At 39.3% G+C, this 19,396-nt stretch carries 13 protein-coding genes and 1 pseudogene; 11 read left to right on the top strand and 3 right to left on the bottom strand.

Going from position 1 to position 19,396, the window contains the following annotated elements; all coding sequences use genetic code 11:
- The 11 genes from B3B27_RS03290 to B3B27_RS03240 form a co-directional block, all read left to right on the top strand.
- Positions 1-265: PIG-L deacetylase family protein (locus B3B27_RS03290; protein WP_286846819.1), on the top strand; the 265-nt coding region annotated here is incomplete at its 5' end.
- Positions 266-880: 615 nt separating this feature from the next.
- Positions 881-1,483, top strand: coding sequence for a DUF4468 domain-containing protein (locus B3B27_RS03285; RefSeq protein WP_238868734.1), 603 nt, complete (start codon positions 881-883; stop codon positions 1,481-1,483).
- A 34-nt stretch (positions 1,484-1,517) separates the two neighbouring features.
- Entirely contained in the window at positions 1,518-2,891 is a 1,374-nt protein-coding gene (locus B3B27_RS03280; protein ID WP_238868739.1) for a hypothetical protein, read from the top strand.
- Between the two features lie 689 nt (positions 2,892-3,580).
- Positions 3,581-5,656: an alpha-galactosidase gene (locus tag B3B27_RS03275; RefSeq protein WP_286845397.1), complete on the top strand. Its 2,076-nt coding sequence runs from the start codon at positions 3,581-3,583 to the stop codon at positions 5,654-5,656.
- Between the two features lies 1 nt (position 5,657).
- Entirely contained in the window at positions 5,658-7,025 is a 1,368-nt protein-coding gene (locus B3B27_RS03270; RefSeq protein ID WP_238868745.1) for a DegT/DnrJ/EryC1/StrS family aminotransferase, read from the top strand.
- 7 nt (positions 7,026-7,032) lie between these two features.
- On the top strand, positions 7,033-8,400 hold the full coding sequence (locus B3B27_RS03265; RefSeq protein WP_286845399.1) for a neutral/alkaline non-lysosomal ceramidase N-terminal domain-containing protein: 1,368 nt from the start codon (positions 7,033-7,035) through the stop codon (positions 8,398-8,400).
- 11 nt (positions 8,401-8,411) lie between these two features.
- Positions 8,412-9,332 carry a hypothetical protein gene (locus B3B27_RS03260; RefSeq protein WP_238868750.1) on the top strand — a complete coding sequence of 307 codons (921 nt, stop codon included), beginning with the start codon at positions 8,412-8,414 and terminating at the stop codon, positions 9,330-9,332.
- A 139-nt stretch (positions 9,333-9,471) separates the two neighbouring features.
- Positions 9,472-10,845 carry a DegT/DnrJ/EryC1/StrS family aminotransferase gene (locus B3B27_RS03255; RefSeq protein ID WP_286845401.1) on the top strand — a complete coding sequence of 458 codons (1,374 nt, stop codon included), beginning with the start codon at positions 9,472-9,474 and terminating at the stop codon, positions 10,843-10,845.
- A gap of 95 nt (positions 10,846-10,940) precedes the next feature.
- The gene (locus tag B3B27_RS03250; protein WP_286846818.1) at positions 10,941-12,362 is read left to right on the top strand and encodes a hypothetical protein; all 1,422 of its coding nucleotides are present in this window, start codon (positions 10,941-10,943) and stop codon (positions 12,360-12,362) included.
- 135 nt (positions 12,363-12,497) lie between these two features.
- The gene (locus B3B27_RS03245) at positions 12,498-14,906 is read left to right on the top strand and encodes an alpha/beta hydrolase (protein ID WP_238868756.1); all 2,409 of its coding nucleotides are present in this window, start codon (positions 12,498-12,500) and stop codon (positions 14,904-14,906) included.
- Positions 14,907-14,933: 27 nt separating this feature from the next.
- Entirely contained in the window at positions 14,934-15,737 is an 804-nt protein-coding gene (locus tag B3B27_RS03240) for a glycoside hydrolase family 16 protein (RefSeq protein ID WP_238868757.1), read from the top strand.
- Positions 15,738-15,827: 90 nt separating this feature from the next.
- Here B3B27_RS03240 and B3B27_RS03235 read toward each other — a convergent pair whose 3' ends face one another.
- The 3 genes and pseudogenes from B3B27_RS03235 to B3B27_RS03225 form a co-directional block, all read right to left on the bottom strand.
- Complete coding sequence (locus tag B3B27_RS03235; RefSeq protein ID WP_238868758.1) at positions 15,828-17,150, bottom strand: hypothetical protein; 1,323 nt, start codon at positions 17,148-17,150, stop codon at positions 15,828-15,830.
- Positions 17,151-17,243: 93 nt separating this feature from the next.
- Positions 17,244-18,317, bottom strand: a complete 1,074-nt coding sequence (locus B3B27_RS03230) for a prolyl oligopeptidase family serine peptidase (protein WP_238869414.1) — start codon at positions 18,315-18,317, stop codon at positions 17,244-17,246.
- Between the two features lie 30 nt (positions 18,318-18,347).
- A pseudogene (locus tag B3B27_RS03225) lies at positions 18,348-19,130 on the bottom strand (DUF4886 domain-containing protein); the annotation flags it as partial.
- Positions 19,131-19,396: the final 266 nt, after the last annotated feature.

Below are 19,396 nucleotides of genomic sequence, written 5' to 3'. Positions count from 1 at the left end.
ACAAATCAATGGGAAAAAAGTATTAGCAATTTTTGCACACCCGGATGATGTTGAAATGATGTGTGCCGGAACGCTCTCTTTATTGAAAAATGCAGGTTGGGATAATCATATGGCAACGATGACTCCCGGAGATAAAGGCAGTGCCGTGCATACAAGAGAGGAGATAGCTTCCATTAGAAGATTAGAGGCCAAAACTGCCGCAGAAACTACAGGGGCATCCTATTATTGTCTTGGCTTAGAAGATTTGTTTGTTTTTTTACAATGAAGAATACATGTAACCATCGGCGGCATAAAAAATATTCACGGACTAATACCCACAACTTCCACATGGATGTTTGCACATAATGTATATAATCTGGTGAGTTATCTTGTATTCACTCTGTCAAACCCCGAAGCTCGTGATTGAAATATCCTCCGATGGGTCATTTCCCATATATTGGTTATATATTTACTTTTCGAATCGAAAATATACGATGTCTCGCTATCCCAGGTACTAATATAATATCAATGATAAATTTTATATGGATAAATTGACGTTTTTTGAGGGGAATTCAACGTGAAGATAGATTTATAGAGTAATTTATGTGATAAATTTGTAGTTGTAATTTATATTTTTTTGTAAATGGCCTTGGGTTTATAAAAAAAAACATAGTTTTGTAAAAAAAAGTTTTTTATTATACAGGAATATAGTTTTCGACTAAGTAAGTGAAGTAAGATCTCATCACTATGTATGATGAAAGTAGAAAGGCTGAAAGCCGGCAGTTTATGAGAAAAATGAATTGAAACAACCTTTTAGGGTTACTTGTAAAATGGGTAAACAGATAGGACTCATTACTATTTAGAGCTTTAAATAATTGCTAATCAGTTAAATCAAATGTTTATGCGTAATATTTCAAAATTTTTATCAAGAAGAGGTTTTATCGCTAAGCTTTGTTTGTTTTTCATCTTTTTCCCCTCTTCAATGGGATTTGCACAGTCTATTCAATTCTCAAAAGATTCGATCCCTGTGGTTGACGGAGAAGTTGTTTTTTTAGCTAAGTTTGAATACGAGTTAAATAAAAATGAGTTCTTTAGAAGAACATATTCTTATTTGAATGATAAGCTGGATCCGTATTCCGGTGCGTTTCTTATAAATAATGAAGATTCCACCATTTGTCTTATAACAGATTATCTCGAGATATCGTCTAATCCTATAGCTGTATTTGGCATGTATATAACCTATAACATGCACTTGACATATAATGAAGGAAATTGTACTATGGCTATCAGTAACATTTCTTATATGGAGAAGGGATATTTTGAATCACAGGAGAAAAGTAAACGCAAACTGAACATGCCCAAATACTCTGGAAAAGATATTATGGTCGATAAAAACTACACCAGGTTAATGACGCAAAACGCTTCAGGAAAAATTACAGAAGCAACAGTTGAAAGAGTTAATGAAATTATAAAAAATTTAGATTTATCTTTTATGAGAAAATAATTAAATATATAGTATTAATAAAAAACTAACGAAAATGAAGAAAACTATTTTTATTCCTATTTTAATGCTGCTTTTTTTGGCCGGTTGCAATAAAAGTCAGACCAACTCTGCCGTTAATAAAAGTGCAGATAAGTCTGAAAACCCAGCCACACTTGTTGCAAAGAGGTATTTTTCAGGATTTGATGATGCACATGATACCTACAATGCGATATCAAAAGCAAGTGACGGAAAAATATACTATGTATTATCTTCTACCAGGCACGATGTGGGAGGACAATTCTATAGCTACGACCCACTGACTGATAAAACAGAATTTGTGGCAGATTTATCCGAAGCTTTAGGCGAAAAAGAACAAAAATATATTGCACAGGGTAAAAGCCACGTAGAATTCTACGAGAAAGATAATAAATTGTATTTTGCTACTCACCTTGGATATTACCAGATGATTGACGGAGCAGAGAATGTACCAACAGTGGCTCCTGAAGGTTACCAATTATACCCCGGAGGACACTTTCTTTATTATGACTTAAATACAAAAGAGATTAAGAGCCTGTCGCTGGCTCCCGAAGGTGAGGGTATAATTACCATGGTAATGGACAAGGAACGTGATCAGTTATATGGACTCACATGGCCGAAAGGATTGCTGATTCATCATGATATAAAATCAGGAACCCTTCGTAATTTAGGGCCTGTGACTAAAGCCGGAGAAACGAAGTTGGGTACAGATGACTTCAGGGTAATATGTCGTTCGATGTTTGTGGATCCACGCGATGGAAATGTATATTATTCTACTGCAGAAGGGGATATATATTACTACAACCCGTCTCTGGCTGCTCCGGAAAAACTTGAAGGTGTTGATCTGCGGATTGACTACTTTGGTTCCTATGATCCTAAAGATGCGGGCAGCATGGGCTACAACTGGAGAAAAATATATTGGTATGAACCGGAAAACAAAGCATATGGGGTACATGGTAATTCCGGCTACCTGTTCACTTTTGATCCGAAAGAAAAGAAAATTGAGGTAATAGATCGTATCACTTCCGAGCCGTCAAAGAAAAGTGGAATGTTTGACCAGTTCAGCTATGGATACCTTGGTTTCACGATAGATAAAAACGGAATAATCCATTACTTAACCGGAGCCCCTATCTATGAAAACGGAAAAAGAGTTACAGGGCTTGATAAAATTAACATGGGAGCGGCAAAAGGACTGGAACATCTCCACCTTGTTACTTACGATATTACGAAAAAAGAATATAAAGATATGGGACCGGTGTTTTATGAAGACGGAGCCTATCCCACTTATGTAAACTCTATTGCTATAGACGATGCCGGAAACGTATATACACTGGCACGTTTCATGCACGATGGAAAAGAGATAGAGGATTTGATTAAAATTCAATTACCGTGACTTGAATAATCCGCAGTATTGAATTTCAGACTATAAGATTTATTGACACTTTTTGTGCAAAGTCTTAAGTGATTTGAAATTTTTCAGCCTGATTATGGATTGTGCAAAATACTCTTTGCACAATCCTTTTTGGGTTAATATATAATTAAAATTGTTACTCAAGCAAAATGCCCGGTCGGTGAAATATTTGTTTGATTGAAGATGTCAAAAAACACATTATAACCTTACTTTATCGATACGCTTACCGAAGAGGTAACATTATAATGTTCAATACAGAATGCCAAGCATTGTTTATTCTCACAGTAGTATTTTTTAGGGAGAATTCCGGTGATATCTTTATTAACGGGATAAAGGTTCTGTTGATTAAATGGATCAGATAATTTGTTAGAATAATTAATGACTTTAAATTATGTTTTTGCGATTTATGAGGAAGAAAATGCGGTAACTCAAACTCCTATTTCGTTATTAATTTTTTTCTTTGTACATAGTGTGTAATTTAAAAACAACAAATTTACAAATTGACCCGGATGTTATTTTATAATTTGCATCAATCGTCACAGAGATAGCTATAAGAGTAGTAGAAGTCCCGGCTCTTATAAAGTTTTGCAAAACCGGGAGTTAATGCTCTGTAGAGTGTTCGTGATTATAAGAAAATTCCCTGGTGATGGATAGATAAATTTTACAACATAATGATTATCAGATTAGTCACCTTATTGTTTTTGCAACTAGCTGCTTTTCAGCTGGTAGCAGAGACATCTATCTGTTACCGTGATTGCATTGTCATGCAAAAAGGGGATTCCCTAGTGGTCGAAAATTCACAGATAAAACGCGTATATCATTTAAATCAAGGGAATCTGATTACCAGGTATATTCAGAATAAAACGAACCGGTTTGTATGGCAATCACAGTCTGAGTCACCAGATATGAGCCTTCCGGGATATAATAGCTCTTCTGCCCTTGTATCTTTCAACAGCTATGTGGTAGCTGAAAGCTCATTAAGAGAGGCGTATGTGGAAGTTGAAATCATATATGACATCAAAAAGTTGCTCATAAAGCGTGTAATCAGGCTATATCCCGAGTCACCTGTAGTGGGGAATGATTTCTATTTCAAGGGCAATATGTCCAATATCGGATGGTATGATAAACAGTTTATAGATAATGAACTGACGGATGTGAGATTTGTCGCTTCCCGTAAAACGGCAAATCGAATACCAGTACTGGAAAGTGTATCCTTTCAGGGAAAACATTGGCAGTATAGGATTGTAAGTCTGTTTGAGATGACAGATCATCTGAATAGCCTGGTAATGGTGAACGACTATCAGTCTTACAATGAGAGGCTTTATAAGGGGAATCTGTTGTTTGCCCTCAATAATGAAAATGAACAGGGTTTCTTTATTCTTAAGGAATCTCCCTCTTCTCTTGCGCAGTTGAAGTATCCTTCAGCCGATTATCTGGCTTCATTCGGAAATGTTAAGGCCATTGGCCTGGGAATAGATGAGAATGATATTAGTACAGACAAATGGACCCGTGGATATTCGACCGTTTTCGGTATTTTTTCTCAAAATGAGTATAATGCTCTTGTTAATCTGAAAGCATATCAGTCAAAAATAAGAAAGATTATCTCTGACAGAGACGAAATGATTATGATGAATACCTGGGGTGATCGCGGGGTTGGAAAACGCATCAATGAAGAATATATCCTCAGTGAGCTGGAGTTATGTCATAGGTTAGGGATAACCCATTTTCAGATTGATGACGGATGGCAAGCTGGTAAAAGCCCTGCTACAACAAGTGGCGGTTCGTTCGATAAAATTTGGGAGAGGTCTGACTATTGGATTCCCGATCCGGTCAATTTCCCAAAAGGATTGAAAAATGTTGTTGAAAAAGGGCGAGAGCTTGGAATAGAAGTATGTTTGTGGTTTAATCCGAGTTATACCGATAATTATGATGACTGGTTGCAGGATGCAAAAGTTCTGATCTCGTTAAACAGGAAATATGGAATCAGGACTTTCAAAATTGACGGATTAAGAATTCATAACAAACTCTCTGAAGAGAGGGTAGACAGCCTTCTTTCCACAGTTTCGGAGGCATTAAATCATGATGTGGTTTTTAATCTGGACGTTACTGCAGATAAACGATTCGGTTATTTCTACAAGAACAGTTTTGGAAATATTTTTCTTGAAAACAGATATACCGATTTAGGAAATTATTTTCCTTACTGGACTTTGAGAAATTTATGGACATTGTCGAAATATGTTCCTTCCCGTAATTTGCAGATTGAGTTTTTGAATAAATGGCGTAATAATGAAAAATATGGAAACGATTCTTTTGCCCCCGGAAATTACGATTTTGAATACCTTTTTGCGATTACTATGATGGCACAGCCCCTTGCGTGGATGGAAGCACATAATCTGCCGGAAGAGGCTTTTGCACTTAAACATATATTGAATGTGTATAAGAAAATCCAATATGATTTGCACAGTGGTGTAATACTGCCAATCGGCGATGTACCGTCCGGAAAATCATGGACAGGTTTTCAAAGCATTAAAGATGGATACGGTTATTTTTTAATATTCAGGGAAAACAACAAAAATAAAACTATGCAATTGAATACATGGTTAAAACCAGGGACAAGCATTGAATTGGAAAGGATTTTGGGTGAAGGTGATAATTTTCACGTAAAAGCGGGTGAAGATGGACAAATTAGTTTTAAATTAGTAACGGAGAACAGCTATTCACTTTATAAATACAAAATAGTGCAATAATATGAACAGAAGAAAGTTTATCAAAAAAAGCATAGTTGGAGGCACGTCTTTACTTGCTGTCTCAAACATTAACATGGCAAATACCTGGGCTCAGAGTGATAATAAAAGTAAAGTGCCTGCCATCTTGGGTGGCCAGAAATCATATACGGGACAGTGGCCTGTATGGCCCGAGTGGAATCCAGCAACCGATGAAAAGCAACTTATTGATGTGATGCGTAGTGGTGTCTGGTCCAGGAGTAAGCTCACAGATGAATTTGAAAAAAAATGGGCACAACTAATGGGAGCTAAACGCTCTCTGGCGGTAGTAAATGGGACCAATGCACTGAACACATCATTGGCTCAGTTTGAAATTGGCTGGGGCGATGAAGTATTGGTGACGCCCTATACCTTTATTGCATCCGTATCATGTATTTTATTCAATGGAGCGATTCCTGTTTTTGTGGATGTTGATCCGGAAACGTTCCAGATGGATCCGGATAAAATAGAAGAGAAGATTACTCCTCATACCAGGGCAATTATTCCCGTGCACATTCTTGGGCTACCCTGCGATATGGAAAGAATTATGAAAATTGCCAGGAAACATGATCTACTGGTTATCGAGGATGCATGCCAGGCATGGATGGCAGAAATAAACGGGAAAAAAGTAGGGACCTTTGGAAACGCGGGATGTTTTAGTTTTCAGAATTCCAAAAACATGGCTATCGGGGAAGGGGGTGCAATTATAAGCGATGATGATAATTTTATGGATCGATGTTATTCTTACCATAACTACGGTAATCCTTACGGATCAACTGCGGGGCAGATAGGTGCAGGTACCGTCATGATCGGGACAAAGCTGCGCATTACAGAGTATCAGGCTGCGATAGGTTTGGCGCAGATGACACGATTGGTGGAACAGACCAATCAGCGTAATGATAATGCATCTTACCTCAGATCTAAAATAGAGGTCATTCCGGGAATCATGCCTTATAAATTGTACAAAAATGTGACGAAAGCAGCTTACCATCTTTTCCCATTCAGGTATAACAAGGAACATTTCAAAGGATTATCGAGAACAGAATTTCTGAATGCATTACGGGCCGAAGGTGTTCCATGTTCAAGTGGCTATAGTGAACTGAATAAAATGCCCTATCTGAAAAATGCTTTTGAAAGTAAATATTATCAGAAATTTTATCCGAAGGAAAGGTTGAATTATGATAAATATGCAGAGGAGAACAAATGTCCATTAAACGAGAAACTATGTAATGAAGAGGCTGTCTGGATCCCTCAGAACGTATTGCTTGGCACCAAAAAGGAGATGGACAATATTGCAACCGCGATTGGAAAAATTCAGCTGAATGCCGAAAAGATTGTTGCAAAAACAAAATAAGTTGAATATGATGAATAAAAGCTTCTTCCTGAAATTTTTACCAGTCATCATTGGACTGTTGATAATTTGTTTTCAAACCCACGCGGGGGAAATTGATGAAGATCAATATCTGTGGAAAGCCGGTGTTGCACGTACAGTTATTACCCCGGAGTCATCGGTATGGATGGCCGGTTATGCAAGCAGAACTTCTCCTTCGGAAGGGACGTTGCACGACCTGTGGGCTAAGGCACTATTGTTAGAAGATGCATCGGGAAATCGCTCTCTGCTAATTACCATGGATATTCTGGGTGTTCCGAAAGATTTCTCCGATGAGGTGAGAAAATGGATAAATATTAAATATGGACTGGATAATGCCCAGATCATTCTTAGCAGCTCCCATACACATTCAGGGCCGGTCATCTCTCGCGCTCTGAGGTATATTTATCCCATGAGTGAACAGGATTGGAAGGCAGTGGATCAGTATACGGAAGAGCTGAAAAAAAAACTTTTCTACCTGGTTGATCAGGCCATGAAAGAGTTGCAACCTGTAAGGATATTTACAGGTAGTGGAATTACTCGTTTTCAGGTCAACCGCCGTAACAACAAAGAAGGCAGCATAACAGCTACGTCTGAATTGAAAGGACCGAATGATTATGCTGTTCCGGTCATAAAAATTGAAACGGAAGGCAAGCAGTTGTTAGCCGTAGTATTTGGATATGCATGTCATCCAACCACATTGTCAATCAATCAATTTTCGGGCGATTATCCGGGGTTTGCCCAAATTGAGCTTGAAAAGCTTTATCCAGGTGCCACTGCTATGTTTTTCCAGGGAGCAGGAGCTGATCAGAATCCAATGCCACGCCGGAGTATCCCGCTGGCGGTACAATATGGAAAACAAATTGCCGCAGCTGTAGAGCGGGTGCTCTCCGAAGAGATGGACTTGCAGGTGAGTAAGCTTATTACAAAATATTCCGAAATAAATCTATTACTGGATGAGCCATTGCCAATTGAGGAACTTGGAGAAATTGCCAAGAAGGATGATTATCAGGCCAGATGGGCAAAAGGTATTATCTCGGAGCTGAATACGAAGGGACATTTGGCCAACTCCTATCCTTTTCCGTTAGGATATTGGCAGATAGGTGAGCAGAAGTTGTTTGTGCTTGGAGGAGAATCTGTGATATCATACAGCATAAAGTTGAAACAGTCCTTCGGAGGGCAAATCTTTGTAATGTCTTACGCTAATGATGTGATGGGTTATATACCATCAGAAGTGATCTTGGATGAGGGAGGATACGAAGGGGATATTTCACAACGGGTATATGGTTTACCTTCCAAATGGAGCAAATCATCAGAATCAGCAATTATTACCGGATTTAAAAACATTGTTACAAATTAAAAATTGACATCGTGAAAAATAATTATTTGTTATACAGTGCGTTGTTGCTTTTGATTGCTGCGTTTATTTTCGGTTGCAGCCTGTTGTTTTCCAGTTGTGGATCGACAGGAAAACTGCCGGAAGATTACTTCAAATATTCACGTGAACATAATATGATACTTGGAACCTATTCAGGCTTGCCAAGACTCTCTAACGGCCGGGCAGATCTTGATAGGCTGATTGATCAGTTGAAAGATCTGAACGCAAATACATATAATTGGCTAATATGGCAAAATGAAAACGACTGGGATGACCTGAAGCTTTTTCTTCCCATGGCATTAAAAAACAGGATCGCTGTATGGGTTTCCTTAGTGCCCCCTTCCGAGTCGAAACCAAAAGCGAAATGGAACTCTGAACCTTTTGGCCTGGACTATATCAGATGGTCGGAAGAGATCGCGAAACTTAGTGCAGATTACCCTAATCTGGTTGCTTTCAGTATTGATGATTTTGTACATAATCTTACTTTTTATACGCCTGAGTATGTCAGGAAAATGACAAAAAAAATCGATGAAATCAATCCATCACTTCAATTTATTCCCTGCTCCTATTATAGGCAGATAACGATTGATTTTGTAAAGAACTATTCACCAATGCTCGATGGAATACTGTTCCCATACAGGGCAGAGTCTGAGGGAGGTAATCTTCAAAATGCAGGATTGGTTGAGCAGGAGATTGCGAAACTGAGAAGCCTATTCAATGAGCAGATGCCAATTTACATCGATGTATATCTGACAGCTCATTCCCGTCTGGGCGCTTCAACCCCTCTGTACGTATCGGAGGTAATAAGAAGCGGGAGGGAATATGCCGATGGTGTATTGATCTATACACATCCCAATCCGGTAAATGATTCTGAAAAATATCAGATAGTGAAGGCGGGATTTACAAATAATTAGTTACCAACTTTCGCACGTTCACATATTACAGCTAAATGCTATATTGAGAACGATTTGTAACCCGTCCCCAATTCACTTTTTATCGTATGGGATAGTAATTAATTCTTGAGAAACTTGAAATAATAATATTACTTACATAATGAAAACAAACAAAATAACAAGAAGATCGTTTTTAACAACCGTATCGGCCGGTACTGCGTTAGCTGCTACTGCCGGGTCAATAGATCCGATAAAAAACATAGCTGACACATATGTAAAAGGGAGTAGTAAATTAGCGGCATTGGGAGGAGAGCCATTGGTGAAAAATAAAGTGTGGCCCAAATGGCCGTATGTTGACGAAAAGATTGTAGAGCGAATCTCAGAGACTGTTAGGAGTGGTAAATGGAACCGCATTGATAATGCCGTCAACGGCAATGTTGCACGTTTCGAAAAAGCATATGCCGACCTTCTGGGAGTAAAGGGTTGCGTAACAACCGGTTCGGGGACACAAGCACTTCATACTGTTGTAGAGGCCATGGGTTTTGGTCCCGGCGATGAGATCATAACCTCCCCATATACCGATATGGGAACTATCTCTTCAATAATAAGTGCGAGGGCGCTTCCTGTTTTAGTAGATTTGGACAGAGAGTCGTTCCAGCTTGACCCGAAAGAAGTTGAGAAAAAAGTTAACCGTAACACTAAAGCCATCATGCCGGTACATATGATGGGCCAACCGGTAGATATGTCAAGTATAATGAGCATAGCCGGGAAACATAACTTAAAAGTTATCGAGGATGCATGTCAAGCTCATCTTGCGGAGTATCAGGGCAAGCGTCTGGGGACTATTGGTGATGCCGGGTGTTTTAGTTTTCAGACAAGCAAGACTATTTGCTGCGGGGAAGGTGGTGGTATCATCAGCAACAATGAACAGTTGCTGGATGATTGTTATACTGTAATGAACCATGGGACCAGCAGGCAGGGACGTCACAAAACCATCGGGCCAAAATACCGTATGAATGAGTTTGAGGCAGCAGTACTGCTTGAACAGATCACACGTGCAGAGGAGCAATTTGAAGTACGTAACCGCAATGCTGCATATTTAAGTTCAAAGCTTAAAGGATTTAAAGGGCTTGTGCCACAGAAATTGTATAAGGGAACAACCAAAGGTTCCTTTTACCTTTACACGATGGCATATCACAAGGAACACTGGAATGGCGTTCACCGGGATGTTTTTCTAAAGGCGGTTTCTGCTGAGGGAATAAACCTGAGTCCTTATATCAGGAATGGTTTGCATAGAGAGCCTTGGACAGAAAATATTCTGGCAAGAAAAGAGTACAAAGCTATGTATACAGCAGAGAGGCTTCGTCAGTTTAAATCAGATTTGAATTTGCCTAATTGCGATTGGGTATGTGACAATATGGTGATGCTATGGGCTTCGGGGCCGTTATTGGCAACAGAGAAGGATATGGATGATGTGATAAATGCAATCATGAAGGTCTATGAGAACAGAGGACAGCTCCATCTAATCTCATAACTTTATATAACTGCCAGGTTTTGCTAGCCCTGTTATGAAACTTATTTTGTGGCAGGGTTACGATATTTAACAATATAAATTTCAATTTCACAATTATGAAAAATTACGGAGTATTTAATATTATTTTTAGTGGTATCTGTTTCCTCTATCTGAGCGGTTGTATGAATGCTCAGGAATCAACTTCAAGTGCAAAAACCTGGAGCATAGATGATGAAGGATGGATTGTTACAAAAGATGGAAAGAACGTGGAAAACAGATTCTTTGCCATCGGCACATGGCATGTGCCAGGCTATGTATTTACCCAGGAGCCCGAAGCAGACAGTCTTGCATATGTTCAAAACGAGTTGCTCTTCAAGAAAAAGACCTCACCTTTCAATATGCTGTTTATGTCGTTAGGCAACGAAAAGGAGTATATGTCGGACAAGATTCATATTTTGAATCCCTTTTCACCAATACTCCATGGTTATCTTGACAGGATAGAAAGTTTACCCGACAGCGCAGATAAAGATTATTATAGAAGCCAATATATAAAAAAGGAAGCCGACAATCCCGATTTTATTCAGTATCTCGATTCTCAGATAATTGCCTTATTGGGTAAAAAAACCCACGATAAATATATATACTCTCATATAGACGAGATAGCATTGGGAGGGGTAAGCAAATGGGCTGTTCCCCCTGCAGTAGGGACCTTGATCAACCAAAGGCTTAAAAAACATGATCCGGAAGCTCTTGTATATGTTGATCTGCTGGGACATGCCAAGGGGAGTACCTATCTTTTTGAAAAACGTTATCTCGAAAAGAATGAAACGATGCCGGCTGATCCCCCCTATAATTTGATTAGTGAGGATGCTCGCAAATGTAAATTCCCGCTGCTCGGATTTTATGAAGCTTATGACGGTACTCCAGTATATCAATTTACAAATGGAGAATACTCATATAACAAATATGATCGGGAAACGCTGATAAATATATGGAAGGAGAACATCCGGATTATTTCTGAGGATTATAAAGAAAACGGAGATGTATTCGGAATCAATGCATTTCTTGATTTCTATGCATATCCCATACTTGCAGGCATTACTGTTGATGCACTTAGAGCCGGATTGGGGAGCAAAGTCCCTATATGGTTATATTTTGATGGAAATGGATATGCAAAGCCGTCGAATTTAACTCCTTCTGATTATCTGAAAATTGTAAAATGCCAGATATACACTGCAATAATACATGGTGCTACAGGAGTGCTTTTCTGGAATGACTGGTCCAAAACACCGGAAGTTTTTGACGAGCTGGTTCCAATAATGGAAGAGCTGAATAATAATCTTGCAATAATTAAGCTTAATACACTTGAAACAATGGTTGATGGGGATCAACATGTAACGATAAAAGGTGAAAAGAGTGGAAAAAAATATATTATTGCAACAAATACCAGTAAAACCGATTCAATCTCTTTTACCATGCCTGCCGGAGACATCAAGGTATTGTCTCCCATGGAGGTGTATCTTGCAGATTTGCAGTGATATGGAGGTGCTTTTGTTCTTTTAGTATAGTCCGCTTATATTCTGAGAAAGTGAACAAGCATTCATACTTTGAGCTTTCTATCAGGTTTAATGAAGGTATGCAGAATAATTTAAATATTATAAAAATTAGATGAAATGATAAGCAACAGACAGCGGAAAGTGATAAAATTGCAATTGATTTTTCTTTTTCTTTTTTGCATAGCGGGGTCAGCATTCCCAAATGCTTTATATGCTACCCCACCCGGGACAAGTGGAATAGGAATTGCTGTTTTTGATGTGGATGCTACTCCACCAATTGGCAGCAGTCTCACTTACGACCCGATGATAAATTCCGGGGAACAAACACTGAGGGCTAGGGGCATTGTGTTGTTGGGCGGAGGCGAGCCCATCGTTTTGTGTTCTGTAGACTGGATAGGAATTGCCAATGAGTCACAGGATATATTCAAGGAGGCTTTGGCTGAAGCTGCCGGCACTATCCCCAACAGGGTGGTAGTACATACTGTTCATCAGCATGATGCTCCGATATGTGATTTCACAGCTGAGAAAATTTTAAAAGATAAAAATATTCCTTCAGGTTGTTTTGACGGCACTTTTGCCCGGGAGGTAATCCGAAGGCTTCAGTCAGCTATCCACTTGTCACTTAACGACGTTAAGGAGGTAACAGATATAGGTATAGGCAGTGCGGAAGTGTATAAGGTTGCTTCAAACAGGAGGGTTTATAAAAAAGAGGGACGGATTGTGGCTATGCGTGGTTCTTCAACCAAAGATTCCATCCTCCGTTCCATGCCTGAGGGGCTGATAGATCCGGAAGTGTCGCTTGTAAGTTTCTGGAACAATAATACTCCACTGGCTGTATTAAGCTTCTATGCAACACATCCACAGAGTTATTATCTTACTAAAATAGCCAATCCTGATTTTCCAGGTATTGCCCGTTTTCTGCGCCAGTTGGCTGTGCCGGATGCCATGCACATACATTTCAACGGCGCAGGAGGTAATGTGGCAGCCGGGAAGTATAATGATGGCAGCCATGAAAACCGTTTAATCCTGGCTAGGAGAATGGCAGATGGAATGGAGCGTGCATGGAACAATACTAAAAAATACAGTGTCAGACAGGCTGACCTGGGGTGGAATACCGAAAATCTATTATTGCCCTATAGAGATAAAGTCAAAGAGATAGAGACGGAAATGAATCAAATGAACAGCCGTTTACTTGCCAACAATATGGGCCGTTTGGGCTGGTATAAGAGAAGAGTTGAAGGGAAGGGTATAGAAATAGCCTGTTTGCGGATCCATAACGCCCGTATACTATTTATGCCGGGAGAACTCTTTATTGAGTATCAACTGGCAGCTAAAAAGATGTTTCCCGATAATTTTGTTGCGATGGCTGCTTATGGCGATTATGGTCCGTTTTATATCGGAACAGAAGAAGCCTATGCTGAAGGAGGGTATGAGATTGAATCCAGTCCTGTAACCGCTGAATCGGAAAAGTTGATTCTGGCAAAGATTAAACGCCTTTTAAGCCGCAGCGTTATAAATAGCTCTTATGACCTTTTGACTTATAGAGACCGTAAAGGGAATGTCTTACCCATAACTAATAAAAATGAATGGAGCGGAAAAAGGGAGGATATACTGAAAAATATGCAACTTGTGATGGGAAAACTTCCGCAACGGCAGAAGAAAAAATTGCATGTTGAATATTCCGACACAGCTGTTTACGATACATATATCCGTTACACCATAAACTTTGAGGTGGCACCATCAGAAAAAGTGTTCGCTTATCTATACCGCCCAAAGAATATTTCGAAGTTGTTACCTGCCATACTTGCCCTTCATGGGACCGGTGCTGAAGGTAAGAAGATAATTGATGGTGCTGCCGGCATTAAAAACAGAGCCTATGCAAAAGAACTGGCAGAGAGGGGATATGTGGTTATTGCGCCGGATTATCCGAGTATGGGTGAACTGGGAAATTACGACTTCGCGAAAGACCGGTATAATTCAGGAACAATGAAAGGCATTTATAATCATATTTCCTGTATTGATCTGTTGCAGTCTCTTCCCTATGTTGATAAGAAGAGAATTGGGGTTATCGGGCACTCTTTAGGCGGTCATAACGCCCTTTTTGTAGCAGCTTTTGACCCACGAATTAAAGTTGTTGTTTCCAGCTGCGGATGGACACTCTTTGATTACTACCATGCAGGTGAAAAAAGTATTATTCAATATGGAAGCCGTTTGGGACCCTGGGCACAAGAAAGGTACATGCCCTTTATCAGAGACAAATTCGATCTGGATGCTGAAAAGATCCCTTTCGATTTTGATGAAATTATTGCAGCAATTGCTCCCAGGCCTTTTTTTTCAAATTCTCCGATATATGACCTCAATTTTTCTGTAGAAGGTGTAAGAAAGTGTGAAAGCCGTGTCAGGGAAGTCTATCGCTTTATGAATGCAGATGATGCGGTAAAATTTGTTTATCCTCGCACAGGCCACGATTTTCCCTCTGAAATAAGGGAAGATGCATACCGCTTTATCGACAACTATCTAAAATGACAAATATATAATAATTAAAGACAAAAAATGAAAAAGTTAATTGTAATTTTAACGTTAGGTATCATAGTTATATCTGCGTGTAAAGAATCAAAAAAAGAAGCAGAAGAGAGCGTTATCCCTGAAAACAGCGCGATTTCACAAGATCTCTTTATTCCCGAGAATGAAGGTTATTCCCTCTTTTGGGAAGATAATTTTGAAGGTACAGAACTGGACACTTTAAAATGGAAAGTCAGGGGAACCGGACCTCGCCGCATTGGTTACAACGACCCTTCTATGGTTGCCGTAAATGATGGGTGTTTACTTCTTATGTATGACATCAAGAAAGACAGTATTATGGGTAGTGCCGTAGGAAGCTATCAAACATTTAATACTACCTATGGTTATTTCGAATGCCGTGCCCGCCTTCAAAAATGTAGTGGGCCCTGGGCGGCATTTTGGATGCAGTCTCCACTGATATCGAAAGGTGAAGATCCTGCAGTTTTTGGTGCGGAAATAGATATTTTTGAATATTTCAAGGAGCTAGGAGACGATCATATGACACATTGTGTTCACTGGGCTTATGGGCCAAACCAGAAATCGGTAGGACGTCTGGACAGTGACCTGAAAGGGCTTTCGGAAGGTTTTCATACCTACGCACTTGAATGGACACCGGAGAAATATGTATTCTTTATTGATGGACTGAAGTTTCATGAGATAAGTGAAGGCGTATCGAAAATTGATCAGTATATGATTCTCAGCATGGAGATACCGTCAACGCTTGAAGGAATAAAGAATGCTTGTGCTCCTGATACTTTTATGGTAGATTATGTAAAAGTATATAAAAAGCAATAACTTTTGCTGCAGAGCCAGGGCATTAAATAGAAAATTCATCAAAAATATATTTGGGTATGCTGCACTGACATTTTAAACAGAGATGACCTTTTAAATTGGAGCACCCATTATCCCGTCATTCCACAATACGGGCTTGTAATTGTGTTCAGTGAGCCATTGTACGGTTTTTTCCAATCGTTGGAAATGGTCCGGTAAATAGCTATTATAAAATGGCCAGAAATATTGCTCATGCGTAAAAATATCCATTATTTCAGCACAATCCGGGTTTTTGGATATTGATTCTAATGTTGGAACAATTTCGTTTAGGGGGGTTGAATTGCAAACCATATCGGTTTTACAGAAAATGATTCCGCTGTCAAAATCCATAAGTAAATCATGGGTTGAAAGATACCTCGAACGATCTTCATCCAACCCCAAATTGATATTCCAGCCGTTTTGATTATGTGCAAAATATGCACTTAAAACGCGAATGCCTTTATTTGCCAATGGTTTAAAGGCAGAAGGATTCAAATCCCAATGTATATTTGTCATGATGCCATAAGTTTCTTGCCCTGCAAAACGAAAAATTTGTTCTGCAACCATATCTAAATCATTAATTATTTTTTCAGGAGGAGTATTTTGATAAGGTCTGTCGGGTTTATTTGTATATGCATGGAAGGCTAATTTTAACCAATCAGAATTATCAATCCATTCACTCTTATATCTATCCGGAAATTCGCATAAAGTGAACTCTTTTTCCTGAGTGTATTCTAAACCATCTGAATAATAAATATTTAAATGATATTTTGTCCCATATTTACGATGTATTTCACGAAGTCCTTTCAGATAGAAGCAATCGAAGAGTGAGGTGTATTTTTTTCGGGCAATATCTCTCAGGAAGAAAATATTATCATCAATATTCAGGCTGTAGCGGGGAAAAGAATTCCTGTCCCAAATGACCCGGATACTATGTGATTTTTGTCCTAAATAATCACCTGCAGTTGCAGTAATCTCAGTCTCTTTATCTTCAATGATGATCTCTGCCGTAAACATAGTATCATTGCGCTGAGCGATTACCCCATTTACAATAACTTTTTGATTAACAGGCGCTGTTCCTTTAACTCTGATTTTCAAACCATTATCCGTCTTTTCGCCATGTCTCCAGTTTAAGATAGCACCATGAAAGGGTTCATTTATTTTTATTTCCGAGTGTATGTCAATTATACCTGAAGCATTTACCCGGCCTGGTGTGGAATTGTTAAAAAATGATCCACCGGAGGGTAATGAACTTCCATGTATAAAGTCTGCCTGTTTATCATTTTCAATATTGGTCTTCCACTTAAATGATTCATCTGCATAAGTATTATAAATAAAACTCGACCCCACAGCTCCGGATATTACATGTTTCAAAAAACTTCTTCTATTGGATTTCATAATTTTTCCCTCCTGAATTATTGAATTAATTTGTTTGATTTTGATTTATGTGAAAAGGGTACCAAGTAGATACATGCGAAATATGGATGTACTTTATTTCAAAAACCACTCAAAAAATGAATATAGCACTTCGTTTGATTCTGCATTCGGGCTATGCTCGGGACGGTTGGTCATGGCAACCCGGTGGGTATATCCCAACAGTTTATTTACGGCGATAGAATGGTTTAGCGGAATCCAACGCTCAAGAGGATCGGACGATCCGCCGGAAACAAGAAAAGGACGAGGAGCCATGAGTGCATGAAGCTCATGCAGGTCGTATCCTTCATTACGAAGCATTGGATATAAACCCCTGGCATTCTTCCCTGTCTTGCTCCAGGTATGATTCCATGGTGGCTTATAATAACCTAAATACCACGGTTCCCAGTAATTGACGTTTCCTCCTTTTGTTTCGTCAAAAACAATACCGGGGTCGCCCCACGCTGCACAGGCAAACTTATCGTACAGGCAAGAGGCGAACAGAGCCCATTTTCCCCCGTATGAATGCCCTACAATTCCTATCCGTTCCGGGTCTACATCCTCTGACTTTGTCAGTGCTTCCAGTGCATTTGCTGCGGCGTAGGCCAATACTGATAAAGGCTGGATGGTTGCATTCTCTATGTTTGGATAATAGATGGAGTATGTTTTGTTTTTAGTTGTCACAGAAGTACCAAGGGAGAGAGTGACAAATCCTTTTTTAACCAGTTGATAAGCAAAATCTTTATAGGGTTTTTCACCTATTCCCGCTGCTGTTTCAGGTTCGTAGAATACAGAGATCACAGCTGGTTTTTTACCTTTCTTATCGGGAACAAGCAAATAGCCTTCCGTTTGTTCGTTGGGCGTCCAATAAAACCGTACTATGTACTGCATGAAATCTTCTCTTTTCTCTTTTCCGATAATTTCAAATTCCTGCTGATCTAATATAGGTGGCCATTCCCCCATCATCTCCATCCAGCGGGAGCGGATCTCTTCACGCCTTTTTCTCCAATCGGCTCTATCCTTTACAGGGGTACCATCGTAAAACTGCAGAGGAGTTCGATAGCCGTGGAAACTGTATTCGTACTCTTTTGGTGGATAGAAATAGGAGGCAATCGTACGCCAGGAATCTTCACTTACTTCTATAGGCGTAATCTTATAGGGATTGTTTACAGCGTGGTGGGCGGAAAGTTGAGCTACTTTTGCCTGAAAGGGAGTAACTGTGCAGGGGACGTAACTGTTTCCTACAACCGGTTTTTCAAATAATTTCTCGTACCATGTGCAAGAAGCCGTGTATCTTCCGTAGTTAATATCCAAATGATACCCATCCTTGCAAAAAGTATCTCCCAGACTGCTTGTCCTTCCGTTTTGTATGGCTGTGCCGGCAGGGATAATAATCTTGATTCCCATTTTTTGTGCTGCACGGCAAGAGGCATCAATAATTGCATTGTACATCGAGATCTGATTGTTGCCGTAATTGGAAAAACCGGCATGAGTAGAAGTTTGTGCATATGCCCAGGTAGCGTGTAATACTATCTCCATGTCAGGATTGGAGGAGTGTTTTTCCACGAAACTTATCAACTGTTCAAGATATGGGCAATAGGACTCGTATTGGCCGGAAAGTGAGCTTACTTGTTGAAAAGAGATATAGTCCCACTCTTCATCACTAATAGCATCAATCAGCCTGTAACCTGGTGTAGTAGTCTTAATACCGTTTACAATTTTTCTATACGAATAGTTGGGAAAATTATTTACAGAATTGATGTAGTGTTTTTCTAAAGAGCACCCGCCAATATACATGTTCCCGATTATAATGGTATCGCCATTAGCTTCAGCTAATCCTGCGAGGTAATACTCAATTGCATCTTCAGAGAAACTGTTCCCGATAGTTAGTAGTTTTATTTGTTTCGCATGAACAGAAGTTATTGAGATACAAAGCGTGAGAAAAAATAGTGCGAATTTGTTCATCATTATATTGGTTTATAAACTGTTTATTGAAGTTTCGCATTTGTTACGATAAAAGCAAAATCTTGCAATTGATATTGGTTAGTGCCCCGTCTTGACTAAAGATTGCATGGGTCGCAAAGAAACGGCTTTTTATAACTGTCGGATGTCTTACAAATATATTCTCTACATAAATGTAGTAGTCTCAAATGAGCAGCTTTTTATGAGTGCCCGATGAAATCATGCAGCCCTTTTGATCAGTCTTTTCATCAAAAGGGCAACAGCTCTGA

The organism is Proteiniphilum sp. UBA5463 (assembly GCF_002427225.1).
GTDB lineage: Bacteria > Bacteroidota > Bacteroidia > Bacteroidales > Dysgonomonadaceae > Proteiniphilum > Proteiniphilum propionicum.
Note: the sequence above shows the minus strand (reverse complement) of the source record. Positions and strands in the feature narration are given on the sequence as shown.

What these genes read in the sequence shown, in the direction of transcription:
- B3B27_RS03285 (WP_238868734.1), top strand. Translation starts at nt 881, where the DNA reads ATGCGTAATATTTCAAAATTTTTATCAAGAAGAGGTTTTATCGCTAAG.
- B3B27_RS03255 (WP_286845401.1), top strand. Translation starts at nt 9,472, where the DNA reads ATGAAAACAAACAAAATAACAAGAAGATCGTTTTTAACAACCGTATCG.
- B3B27_RS03240 (WP_238868757.1), top strand. Translation starts at nt 14,934, where the DNA reads ATGAAAAAGTTAATTGTAATTTTAACGTTAGGTATCATAGTTATATCT.
- B3B27_RS03245 (WP_238868756.1), top strand. Translation starts at nt 12,498, where the DNA reads ATGATAAGCAACAGACAGCGGAAAGTGATAAAATTGCAATTGATTTTT.
- B3B27_RS03270 (WP_238868745.1), top strand. Translation starts at nt 5,658, where the DNA reads ATGAACAGAAGAAAGTTTATCAAAAAAAGCATAGTTGGAGGCACGTCT.
- B3B27_RS03235 (WP_238868758.1), bottom strand. Translation starts at nt 17,150, where the DNA reads ATGAAATCCAATAGAAGAAGTTTTTTGAAACATGTAATATCCGGAGCT.
- B3B27_RS03280 (WP_238868739.1), top strand. Translation starts at nt 1,518, where the DNA reads ATGAAGAAAACTATTTTTATTCCTATTTTAATGCTGCTTTTTTTGGCC.
- B3B27_RS03265 (WP_286845399.1), top strand. Translation starts at nt 7,033, where the DNA reads ATGATGAATAAAAGCTTCTTCCTGAAATTTTTACCAGTCATCATTGGA.
- B3B27_RS03250 (WP_286846818.1), top strand. Translation starts at nt 10,941, where the DNA reads ATGAAAAATTACGGAGTATTTAATATTATTTTTAGTGGTATCTGTTTC.
- B3B27_RS03275 (WP_286845397.1), top strand. Translation starts at nt 3,581, where the DNA reads ATGATTATCAGATTAGTCACCTTATTGTTTTTGCAACTAGCTGCTTTT.